At 32.3% G+C, this 11,069-nt stretch carries 12 protein-coding genes; 6 read left to right on the plus strand and 6 right to left on the minus strand.

The window, feature by feature from the left end; translation table 11 throughout:
• Positions 1-18: 18 nt before the first annotated feature.
• From TD29_RS13605 to murI, 3 genes are all read left to right on the plus strand, one after another.
• Complete coding sequence (locus TD29_RS13605; protein WP_040281294.1) at positions 19-1,053, plus strand: OmpH family outer membrane protein; 1,035 nt, start codon at positions 19-21, stop codon at positions 1,051-1,053.
• Between the two features lie 34 nt (positions 1,054-1,087).
• Positions 1,088-1,597 (plus strand): OmpH family outer membrane protein, encoded by a 510-nt coding sequence (locus TD29_RS13610; RefSeq protein ID WP_040281295.1) that lies wholly within the window; start codon positions 1,088-1,090, stop codon positions 1,595-1,597.
• 65 nt (positions 1,598-1,662) lie between these two features.
• The gene (gene murI / locus TD29_RS13615) at positions 1,663-2,442 is read left to right on the plus strand and encodes a glutamate racemase (RefSeq protein WP_040281296.1); all 780 of its coding nucleotides are present in this window, start codon (positions 1,663-1,665) and stop codon (positions 2,440-2,442) included.
• Positions 2,443-2,553: 111 nt separating this feature from the next.
• Here murI and TD29_RS13620 read toward each other — a convergent pair whose 3' ends face one another.
• The 4 genes from TD29_RS13620 to TD29_RS13635 are packed head-to-tail and all read right to left on the minus strand — an operon-like array spanning position 2,554 to position 6,615.
• A complete protein-coding gene (locus tag TD29_RS13620) occupies positions 2,554-3,069 on the minus strand; it encodes a gamma carbonic anhydrase family protein (protein WP_040281297.1) in 516 nt (171 codons plus the stop codon).
• A gap of 15 nt (positions 3,070-3,084) precedes the next feature.
• Positions 3,085-3,819 (minus strand): LytR/AlgR family response regulator transcription factor, encoded by a 735-nt coding sequence (locus TD29_RS13625; RefSeq protein WP_040281298.1) that lies wholly within the window; start codon positions 3,817-3,819, stop codon positions 3,085-3,087.
• A 19-nt stretch (positions 3,820-3,838) separates the two neighbouring features.
• Positions 3,839-4,423 carry a hypothetical protein gene (locus TD29_RS13630; protein ID WP_040281299.1) on the minus strand — a complete coding sequence of 195 codons (585 nt, stop codon included), beginning with the start codon at positions 4,421-4,423 and terminating at the stop codon, positions 3,839-3,841.
• Positions 4,424-4,449: 26 nt separating this feature from the next.
• Positions 4,450-6,615 (minus strand): histidine kinase, encoded by a 2,166-nt coding sequence (locus tag TD29_RS13635; protein WP_040281300.1) that lies wholly within the window; start codon positions 6,613-6,615, stop codon positions 4,450-4,452.
• 233 nt (positions 6,616-6,848) lie between these two features.
• Here TD29_RS13635 and TD29_RS13640 point away from each other — a divergent pair, with 233 nt between their 5' ends.
• The 3 genes from TD29_RS13640 to TD29_RS13650 are packed head-to-tail and all read left to right on the plus strand — an operon-like array spanning position 6,849 to position 9,616.
• Positions 6,849-7,865 (plus strand): SIMPL domain-containing protein, encoded by a 1,017-nt coding sequence (locus TD29_RS13640; protein WP_040281301.1) that lies wholly within the window; start codon positions 6,849-6,851, stop codon positions 7,863-7,865.
• Between the two features lie 10 nt (positions 7,866-7,875).
• A complete protein-coding gene (locus TD29_RS13645; protein ID WP_152611521.1) occupies positions 7,876-8,454 on the plus strand; it encodes a rhodanese-like domain-containing protein in 579 nt (192 codons plus the stop codon).
• A 7-nt stretch (positions 8,455-8,461) separates the two neighbouring features.
• Positions 8,462-9,616, plus strand: coding sequence for a vWA domain-containing protein (locus TD29_RS13650; RefSeq protein ID WP_040281303.1), 1,155 nt, complete (start codon positions 8,462-8,464; stop codon positions 9,614-9,616).
• 158 nt (positions 9,617-9,774) lie between these two features.
• On the opposite strand, the gene TD29_RS13655 is transcribed toward TD29_RS13650, so the two are convergent.
• Complete coding sequence (locus tag TD29_RS13655) at positions 9,775-10,782, minus strand: PorP/SprF family type IX secretion system membrane protein (RefSeq protein ID WP_040281304.1); 1,008 nt, start codon at positions 10,780-10,782, stop codon at positions 9,775-9,777.
• A gap of 6 nt (positions 10,783-10,788) precedes the next feature.
• A partial coding sequence (locus TD29_RS13660) for a T9SS type B sorting domain-containing protein (protein WP_152611522.1) occupies positions 10,789-11,069 on the minus strand: 281 nt, incomplete at its 5' end.

Below are 11,069 nucleotides of genomic sequence, written 5' to 3' on the forward strand. Positions count from 1 at the left end.
ACCAATAAAATTATACAGATGAAAAATAAAGTTCTTTTTTTAGTGACCATAATAAGTCTAATGAGCTTTGTTTCCAATGCACAACGTGGTGTTAGAATAGGTTATATAGATACTGAATATATTTTAGAAAATATACCAGAATATCAACAAGCCAACACACAACTCGATCAAAAAGTTCAGCAATGGAAAACAGAGATTGAACAACGCCTCACTGTAATAGATTCTAAAAAGAAACAATTAAATAGTGAAAGTGTACTTCTAACAAAAGAATTGTATGAAGAGCGTTTAGAAGACATCTCATTTGAAGAAGCCGAAATTTTAGATTACCAACAAAAGCGATTTGGACCCAATGGAGATTTGATGATTCAAAAGAAACAATTGATCCAACCAATACAAGATCAAATTTTTGCTGCTGTTCAAGAAATTGCAGGTGGTAAAAAATATGATTTCATATTTGATAAATCGGCCGATGTAGTGATGTTGTATTCAGCAGAACGATTTGACCTAAGTGATCTTATTATTAGAAGTATTACAAGATCATCTAAACGAACACAAGCAAAATCTAGAGCTGACCGTAAAAAAGCAGAACAAGAAGATGTCGTTCCTGTTGTGAATAAAGAGTTAGATGAACGTCAAAAAGCCATAGAAGATAAAAAAGCAGCACGTGAAGCAGAAATCGCTAAACGTCAAGAAGCACAATTAAAAAGAAGGGATTCTTTAAAAGCTGCAGCAGCCGAAAAGCGTCAAAAAATATTAGACGAAAGAGCCGCAGCAAAAGCTAAACGAGATAGCGCTAATGGGAAATCAACACCAATAGCAGAAAAAGGCGAAAACACTAAAAAAACAGATTCTACTAAAGCTAAAGTAAGTACAGGTGAAAAGACACCAGCTCAAATAGCCGAAGAGAAAAAACAGCAAAAAGCTAAAGATCGTGCAGAACGTAAAAAAGCACTTGAAGCGAGAAAAAAGAAAATATTAGAAGACCGTAAAAAAGCAAAAGAAGAACGAGAGGCGAAAGCTAAAGAAAACGACTCCGTTCCTGACGATAACTAAAAAAAATTAATTATAACACGTAACAAATTAAAAAATGAAACATTTAAAAACCCTTGTATTAGTCGCTATATTATTTGTTGGAACAACAAGTCTTGCTACAGCACAAAGTAAAATTGCACATATTAACACAACTGAGTTAGTACAATCTATGCCAGCAATGAAAGCAGCACAAGCCGAAATTGAAAAATTATCTAAAACTTATGATGCTCAATATAAAGATAATGTAACTGAGCTTCAAAATAAGGTAACACAATACAGAGCTGAAGTTGATACTAAAACAGAAGAAGAAAACACTAAAAGAGCTCAAGAAGTTCAACAAATGGAACAAAGTATTCGTGAGTTTCAAGCTGGTGCTCAAGAAGATTTAGGTAAAAAAGAAGCTGCTTTATTAAAGCCAATCTTTGAGAAAGCTAAAGAAGCTATCCAAAAAGTAGCTAAAGCTCAAGGTTACGAATATGTATTAGACTCTACTCAAGGTGGTGGTGTTTTAGTAGCAGATGGTAAAGACCTTTTAGCAGATGTAAAAAAAGAATTAGGATTCTAAAACAAACATCTTAAATAAATTACAAAAAAGCCACTTTTAATAAGTGGCTTTTTTATTTTTGATGTATGAGTACTCAAGCCATAGGCATATTTGATTCTGGAATTGGAGGCACCTCCATTTTTAAAGAAATACATGCAGTATTACCACATGAAAATACAATCTATTTAGCTGATAGCAAAAATGCGCCATATGGTATAAAATCACAAGATGAGATCATTGCTCTTAGCATAAAAAACACCGAATTTCTTTTAGAACAAAACTGCAAACTTATTGTTGTAGCTTGCAATACAGCAACCACAAATGCTATTTCTCATTTACGAAACACTTATGATGTTCCTTTTATTGGTATTGAGCCGGCTATTAAGCCTGCCGCTCTTAACACACAGTCTAAAGCCATAGGTATTCTAGCTACAAAAGGCACTTTAAGCAGTACATTGTTTCACAAAACAACAGATTTGTACAGTAATGGCATACATGTTATTGAGCAAGTAGGTAAAGGAATCGTTGAATTAATAGAAGAAGGCAAAACTAATAGTGAGGCCATGAAATCACTGTTAAGTGATTATCTTAAACCCATGCTTAAAGCTAATATTGACTACCTTGTTTTAGGTTGTACGCATTATCCTTATCTCATGCCACAATTATTAGAAATGCTTCCTAAGCATGTTAAGATTATTGATTCTGGCTTAGCGGTTGCTAAACAAACTAAAGCTGTTTTAGAGCAGCACAGCCTTCTTAATACATCGATGAAGATGTCAAATAATATGTTTTATTCCAACGGAAATGTAACGGTCTTGAAAACGATTTTAGAGAACAAGTTTACTGTGAAAGGCTTAGATTTTTGAGTTTTAATATTTCCGAAGAGAATGTTAACAGCGTCAATATCATTCAAAGTGAAACGAAGAATCTTTAATAAGAGCTGAGATTCTTCACTAACGCTCTGAATGACATTTTAATTACTCCTTAAACCAGCTAGAATACGCTACATAATTATCTGCAATACGATTAATCTCACCCGAAATTAATTCTTTGCTAATATCCTTTACTTTTTTTGCAGGAATGCCAGCATAAATACTTCCAGACGTTACAATTGTATTTTTAGTAACCACAGCTCCTGCTGCAATAATGCTGTTGCTTTCAATGACACAATCATCCATCACAATGCTTCCCATACCAATAAGCACATTGTCTTTTATGGTACAACCATGAACTATAGCATTATGCCCTATTGAAACGTTATCACCAATGGTTGTTGGTGATTTTTGATAGGTTGCATGAATTACTGCGCCATCTTGAATATTGACCTTATCTCCTATTTTTATAAAATGTACATCACCTCTTATGACTGCATTAAACCAAATACTACATTGTGTTCCTACGGAAACGTCTCCAACAATAGTTGCGTTGTCTGCAATGAAACAATCGTCTGGTATTTGAGGGTGTTTTCCTTTTACTGGTTTTATAATTGGCATATTATATTTCTTTAATTATTTAAAATAAGATAACAACTCAGATTTTTTAGAGGCAGATACCATAATTTCTTTTCCGTTGCTTAATACGACGCTACCGCCTTTTCCTTTGATGTATTTGATAACTTCATTAACGTTTACTAGATAACTTTTATGAACTCTAGCAAAACCACTTTGGGTTAGTGCATCTTCAAAATACTTAAGCGTTTTACTTACGAGTTTCTTTTTATTGTTGTTGAGATAGATTTCGGTATAGTTATCATCGGCTTTACAATACATAATATCTGCGGTTTGTAAAACTTCAAATCCGTCTTGTTGTGGGATAGTGATTTTACCATTAACGGTTGTCGTTTTTGGCACTAGAACTTGATCTTGTAGTGCGTCTTCTTTTGTTCTTATCTCAGTGACATAATCTACAGCTTTAATAAGTTCGTCTATAGAGATAGGTTTCATCAAATAATATGACGCATGCGCATTTAAAGCATCAATAGCATAATGATTGTAAGCGGTAACAAAAACGGTTTCAAAATTAACATCACCAACTCTATCTAATAAATCAAACGCATTACCATAAGGCATTTCTACGTCTAGAAACACCAAATCTAGTTCTGTATTACGAATTAAGACTAAAGCCTCTTCTACATTAGCAGCTTCACCTAGAACTTCAACATTAGGGCAATATTTGTTGAGATAATTTCTTAGAATTTTTCTACTTGTTTCTTCGTCTTCTACGATTATTGATTTTAGTTTCATAAAATTGATCTATAGATTCTTATTTAATGATAATAGTATTTCCTTTTTTAATATTGTCTTCTGTTTTCGTAATAAGCTTTATTAGATTTATACTTAAATTTTCTTCGGAAGTTATAATTTCTTCTACCGAAACCATCATAATAAATTGTTCATCAATTAAAAAGTCTTGACTATTAACGTTAAGAATAGTCTCATTTAATTGAAAAACTTGAGGTAAATCATTTAATACAAAATGATTTGATATAAATTTTTTCAGTGCCATAAATTTAGGCTCATAATCATCTACTAATTTAATTAATATTTTACCTAAGTATGAATCATCACCTATTGTTATAGAATCCTTTTCTACAGATAATGATTTAATCTTATTAGGATTTAGTGTTTTTAATATGGATGCGTTTAAAAAATTCCCATTGACATAAATAGCAACTTTGGTATCTTCAATTATGTGCTTACCTCTATTATCATACACTTTTAATTTAGAACTATCAGAATATACTATGCGCTCTGCTTTATGAGATTCTATTAACTTTTCACCTGTTTGACCAAACAAGCTAGTTGTTAAAAAGACTAAAAACAATAATATGTTATTACTTATATTCATAGTATTACTACATTAAAACAACATTCTTAATCTTTTTTCAAAGTCACAACCACCTTCGTCCCACAATCATCTTCCATAGAATTATCATCAATAAAAACATCTACCTTATCTTTGTACATGTCGTTAAGAATAGCCACACGTTTTTTGATGTTACCCATACCTTTTGACTTTTGCTTCTGTTGGTTGGCCGTTTTTAAATCTTTTGATCGTGTTCGTCCAATGCCATCATCTGCAACAGTAATTGTAATTTCGTTAGCACTCTTTTTAGCTACTGTAATTTGTAGGTGGCCTTTTTCGGTCTTATAACGTAAGCCATGCCAAACCGCGTTTTCTATATATGGTTGTAAGAGCATTGGCGGAATTTGATACTCACTAACCACAACATTATCGTTAACCGTAATATCATAATCAAACTTATCTTGAAATCTGAAATGCTCTAACTTGGTATATAACTCTAACAGTTCTATTTCTTTTTGCAACGGTATAAAATCTTCTTCACTATTCTCTAAAACAGCTCGCATTAGATGTGAAAAATCACTTAAATATTTATTGGCTGTACGTTCATCATTACTCGCAATAAAGCTATTAACAGAGTTTAAAGCGTTAAAAATAAAATGCGGATTCATTTGACTACGCAACGATTTTAAAGCTAGCAAGTTATTTGCAAAACGTTGTTGCTTAATATATTTGTACATAAAAAATGCAGTAACAGTCAATAAAACCATACCTGCAATTAATGAATAGATAATTAATTCTTGGTTTTTGCTACGCTCACTCTCTAAACTAGAATTAAGGGCACGATCACTCTCTAAACTTGTAATTCTATTTTGCTGTTCAACAATATTACGTCTAAAACGATCGGCTTGAGATAACTCTTGCTCACGTTTTATATAGAGTTCGTCTACGACCAATTTATACGCTTCAAAAGCGAGTTTAGCATTTTCAAAATCTCCTGCATCTACATACACATCTGAGATTTTACGAATCGCATCTTTTTTAACCACCAAATCACCTTTAGCTTCGGCTTCTTCTCTACTCTTTTCTAAATAAGGAATCGCATTGGCATAATCCTTTTGTAAAAAATAGGCATTACCAATTTTGTAGTTTTGTTTTTGAAGTGTTAACGGACTTTCATTTTCTACAATTGAGTCTCGCTCTACATCTTCAACATCTTTAACGATTTCTTTTCTCAGTTGTATTTCTTCAGTATAATTACGATTGGTATTATTAAACTCTGCAACCGTTTCCTTTTCCTCTAAAGACCGTTTTTTGGTTTCTTTTTCGGCTAAATTAAGCGAATTATCAAAAAACTGTTCTGCTTTATCAACACTACCTTCACTATTATAGGCTTGAGCAATTTTAGAATTTAGATCTACAACTTTAGGTTTTATTAAATGCTCATTTGAAACCTCTAATCCTTTTTCAAAAGCAGTTATAGAAGAGGCATAATCTTTAATACTAAAATAGGTATCACCCAAACCTTCATATAAGGTCACCAATTGATAATTACTCAGTTGCTTTTTATTTATACTTTTATAAAGATCTATACTTTCTTGATAGTTTTTATTGCGTTCATAAGCTTTGGCTAAGCCAAGTTTTGCTTCATTAGTTTCTCTATTTTGAAGACTAACTCGGTAATTTGTAACTGCTAAATCGTATTGTTTCCAGTGCATATAAACATCGGCAAGTACTAAATACGTTTCTGCATTTTGTTGCTGTGATGCACTTTGACCTAAAGCTTCACCTGCAAAATTGATACTCTTACCAATATCTAATTTTTTGTATTTACCAATAGAATCTATGAGCGCATTAAAGGTATTTACATCTGTTCTAATTTTAGATCTCTTGTTCTTAATTTGAGCTGCAGGTTCAACTTCAATAATAATACGATCATCATTTGTAATGATATGATATACCGTTTCAAAATCTTTGTGTCGTATAACAAGTTCATCACCTTTTCTGGCTTTAATTACAAAACTACCATCAAGACTTGTCATCGTGTAGGCGCCTCCAATAACTTCAACATTTACTTTAGAAATTGGATCAAACGTATCACTCTCCCTAATAGAACCTTTTATTGTAAATAGCGCATCTTCCTTATTCTCGTAAACCTTATCGTTTTGTTGTGCTGTTACATTTCCGAAGGAAAACAACAGCAACATTAAAAGACTATATGTGAATATTTTTTTCATAATATGCTCACCTAGATGAGAATCATTTTTTATTGAACGGAATAAACTTACATACTTTAATTGGTTAAATAAAATCGTGCAAAGCCAATAAAATGCTTTTATACCACAAAATAGCCAAGCTCACTCATTTATCAATTGTATTGCCTAAACCAAAAGCCGTGTTTACTCATTCTTATTTTATTTCAAATTAAGATGCTTTTAGTTTTACAGCAAATCAAAAAACAAATCAAAACATGAAAACATGCTATTTAAGCCTTTTGGTGGTTATAATTTTCTTCGGAAATGTAACAGCGCAACACAAGGGAAATTTCGATCAAATCTCTCGCCAAAATGTATTGCACTCTGGTAATGCAACGATTTACAATCCTACTGTACAAAAACAAATTACTAAAACTCTTAGTGCGAGTACACAAGTGTTTATAGACGTAAAAGCATTACAAAATGTTGAAGCTACAACTTATACTGCTATTTTTAATATTTCGCAAATAGGACCAACAGCAGATAGTACAAATCTTTTAATCAATCAAAGAATTGATAAAATCAAAAGTCAATTAAAATCAATTGGTATTACAGATGATGATTTTGCTGTAGATGTCATTTCATTTGTTCCTAACTACGAAATTGAAGTGCAAAAAAAACTATTTAGTAAAACCTATACTGAAGTTCCTAACGGATTTGAATTACAACAAAATTTACACATCCAGTTTACCAAAACCAATCAGTTTGAAACCATTTTAACGGCTTGTGCAAAAAGTGAAATCTATAACCTAGTAAAAGTAGATTATTATATAGAAAACATTGCCGAAGTCTATAAAAACCTACAAACAAAACTCCTAAAACTCATTGAAGAAAAGAAAGCCTATTACAAAATTTTAGGCTTTGATTTAGCAAATTATAATGTTGCCATTGCAGATGATCAATACTGCTATTTCCCAAAAGATTTTTACCAAAGCTACCAAGCATTTAATAGTGTATCCTTTGAAGCCATTACAAAGAAAAAAGGCGTGACTACTGTTAAAAAACAAACCTCTTATTATTATCAACCTTTATCGTATGAAAATTATGATGTAGTTGTAAATCCGTCAATTTTAGAACCTGTAGTACAAATAGGCATGAACATTAGATTACAGTATACACCAAAACCAAAAGCAGCAAAAGCAGAGCCTGTTGTAAAAACCGAAATTAAACACAAATACTACGTCGTGTCTCCAAACGGAACCCTAGACATCAAAGCCTTACAAACCAATTAAAATCACAACTATGAAAGCAACATTAATAGTAACTTTTATGACATTCTTAATGTGTTCCTCTTCGGAAACTCAAAAACTAGACTTTCCAAAAGCTAAAGTAAGTTATAGCGACTTTGAAGATTTAGTGAAAGTAGTGAAAGATTACAGAGCGGAAAGACTTATAAGTTTTGATGAATTTTTAGAGAAAAGTAAAGACCCAAATGTCATTATTCTAGATACACGTTCTAAGGTTATGTATGACAAAAAGCATGTAAAAGGTGCTTTGCATTTAAATTTTTCAGATTTCTCAGTAAGTAATTTGGATAAAATTATTCCAGATACAGATACAACCATCTTAATTTATTGCAATAACAATTTTAATGGCGACGAAGTTCATTTTATGAGCAAAACTTTGGTGATTCCGCCTTCCGAAGAAGAAAAAGAAAGAACATTATCACTGGCTTTAAACATTCCAACTTACATCAATTTATATGGCTATGGCTATAAAAACGTTTACGAATTAGATGAATTAATCTCCTTCTTAGATCAAAGAATCGTGTACGAAGGATCTACAGTCAATCAAGAATACACAACAATAAATAATAAATAACGAACATATGAAAACAAAATTTGAAACTCTCGTCATCTTAATATGCATGATAGGATTTATGTCCTGCAATGCAAATGAGAAAAAAGAAACAGCACAATTAGCCGTTTTAAACACTAAAACACACCATCCCAACAAACAAGCTATTAAAGTCGCTTTACTACTGGACACAAGTAATAGCATGGATGGATTAATTGACCAAGCAAAAGCACAGCTTTGGGACATCGTTAATGAGTTATCCTATGCAAAATGTGGTGATGAACAACCAAATCTCAACATAGCATTATATGAGTATGGTAACGATAAACTCAATGGTGAAGAAGGTTTTATTAGACAAGTCATTCCCTTTAGCGATGACTTAGACGAAATCTCAAAACAATTATTCTCTTTAACCACAAATGGCGGAAATGAGTATTGTGGTCATGTTATCCAAACCTCATTAAACCAATTAAAATGGGGAAACAATGAAGATGATTTAAAACTTATATTTATTGCAGGTAACGAGCCTTTTTCGCAAGGCAAAATAAGTTACCAAGATGCAGTAAAACAAGCGCATAAAAATGGCATAAGTGTCAATACTATTTTTTGTGGTGATTACAATCAAGGTATTTCATCCTATTGGAAAGATGGCGCAGATTTATCTCAGGGCGATTATATGGCCATCAATCATAACCATGCAACCACTTATGTAGCGACACCATACGACGATAACATTTTAAAACTAAACCAAAAACTTAATAAAACTTATGTGGCCTACGGAAACATAGGACGATCAAAAATGGCGCTTCAAGCAGAACAAGATGATAATGCACAAGGCTATAGCGAAGAAAACGCAGTGAGCAGAACAGTAAGCAAAAGTTCACATCTCTATAAAAATGCATCATGGGATTTGGTAGATGCCGAAAAAGAAAAGGGTTTTAAATTTAGTGATTTAAAAAATGAAGAGCTACCATCAGAACTTAAAAATAAGAGTACCTCAGAAATTAAAGCTTACATCGCAAAAAAAAGTAAAGAACGTGAGGCAATTCAAACTCAAATTCAAAACTTAAATGAACAACGCAGGCAATTTATAAAATCACAACAAAATGGCGATGATAATGGTTTAGAAAATGCGATGATAAAAGCTATAAAAACTCAAGCAAAGCAGAAAAAGTACACTTGGTAATTTGGCATTACCCTCTTTAAATTTTTATCAATTTAAAGAGCGTCAGGCTCTCGGTAGTCGCTATCAAAGATGAGCTCCAACAATACCTCCATCCTTAATGCAAAACGTCTCGATTATGATTAATCGAGACGTTTTATATGTATATCAAAGCAATTGTATTAGTTTATTGCCGGACAATTACATTCGTATTTCTCACGCTTACAATTAAAGTTATATCCTAAAGTGATCTGGTGAAATCCACCATTATTAAACACTACAGAATTTGCTTGGTAAGAATAAGTATATGCAAAAACAAAATTATTATAATCAACACCTACAAATGGCGTGAAGTATTGTAACTTTTGGCTACTAACACCAGATCCATCTAAAAACTCAGCTCCATCTAAACTTCTCCTATAAGATAATCCACCCCAAACTTTACCAAAGTCCATTTTTTTATACGCTTTAGCATTGATATCAATAGAAGCTTCTTCTGTTGCATCTTTATAGATAAACATCAAAGAAGGTTCAAAACTCCAATCGCTATTATATTTACTAAACGTATTTCCAGCAGAGAATATGTAGGTTCTTAAATTATCATAACTCAAACCTTGTTCATTAAAGTTAATACCTTCGTTACTTAATAAATTCTTAACCGTAGCATGTGCATAAAAATCTATAAAATGGTATGAAAGACCAAAATCAACATTAAAGTTTGTTGCACTTTGCTCTACTCCTGCAATAATAGGATCAAAACCATCAGCTAAAAATTCTGTTTCATCTAATTTATACTGAATGAGCCCAGCACTTAAACCAAATGACAACATATTTAAATCAATAGTATTACGAGAAAACATTAAATGGTGCGCATATGTAAAATATGCACCTGTTTGTGAATGGTATCCATTTTTATCGTTGTAAACAATTCCTCCAATAGCCGAAGGAGAATCTCCTATTCTACCATTTATACTTAGTGTTTGGAGATTAGGTGCTTCATCTTGATCAAACCATTGTGCACGAGCAGTCAATCTTACTTTAGCACAATTTGCTACTCCAGCCATAGATGGGTGGATTAAATAGTAATTATCAGTTAAATAATCTGAATAAATGGGTAATCCTTCTTGTGCTGTTCCTATTTGGCTGAACAGTGTTAAAATTGCTATTAAACAAAACTTTTTTAGATTCATATCGATTTATCTTTTCAGGGTAAAATGGGCTTTAAATTCTTTACGTTCACCTGTATTAGGTTCATTGTACTCTACTACAAACCAGTAGTCGCTTGATGGCAATTGGTTACCATTGTAGGTACCATTCCAACCTGCTCCTGTTGGACTAAGTTGTTTGAGTAACTTTCCGTATCTGTCAAATATATAAATTTTTGCGTTTGGTTGTCCATTTATTGCACTAATGTTCCATGTATCATTATATCCATCTCCATTTGGTGTGAAGAATTTTGGATAATCCATAACGGTTA

It is taken from the genome of Psychroserpens damuponensis (genome assembly GCF_000826655.1).
In the GTDB taxonomy this organism is placed as follows: domain Bacteria; phylum Bacteroidota; class Bacteroidia; order Flavobacteriales; family Flavobacteriaceae; genus Psychroserpens; species Psychroserpens damuponensis.

Coding starts and splice junctions, on each gene's coding strand:
- murI (WP_040281296.1), top strand. CDS start 1,663: ATGAGTACTCAAGCCATAGGCATATTTGATTCTGGAATTGGAGGCACC.
- TD29_RS13625 (WP_040281298.1), bottom strand. CDS start 3,819: ATGAAACTAAAATCAATAATCGTAGAAGACGAAGAAACAAGTAGAAAA.
- TD29_RS13655 (WP_040281304.1), bottom strand. CDS start 10,782: ATGAATCTAAAAAAGTTTTGTTTAATAGCAATTTTAACACTGTTCAGC.
- TD29_RS13605 (WP_040281294.1), top strand. CDS start 19: ATGAAAAATAAAGTTCTTTTTTTAGTGACCATAATAAGTCTAATGAGC.
- TD29_RS13650 (WP_040281303.1), top strand. CDS start 8,462: ATGAAAACAAAATTTGAAACTCTCGTCATCTTAATATGCATGATAGGA.
- TD29_RS13645 (WP_152611521.1), top strand. CDS start 7,876: ATGAAAGCAACATTAATAGTAACTTTTATGACATTCTTAATGTGTTCC.
- TD29_RS13635 (WP_040281300.1), bottom strand. CDS start 6,615: ATGAAAAAAATATTCACATATAGTCTTTTAATGTTGCTGTTGTTTTCC.
- TD29_RS13610 (WP_040281295.1), top strand. CDS start 1,088: ATGAAACATTTAAAAACCCTTGTATTAGTCGCTATATTATTTGTTGGA.
- TD29_RS13620 (WP_040281297.1), bottom strand. CDS start 3,069: ATGCCAATTATAAAACCAGTAAAAGGAAAACACCCTCAAATACCAGAC.
- TD29_RS13640 (WP_040281301.1), top strand. CDS start 6,849: ATGAAAACATGCTATTTAAGCCTTTTGGTGGTTATAATTTTCTTCGGA.
- TD29_RS13630 (WP_040281299.1), bottom strand. CDS start 4,423: ATGAATATAAGTAATAACATATTATTGTTTTTAGTCTTTTTAACAACT.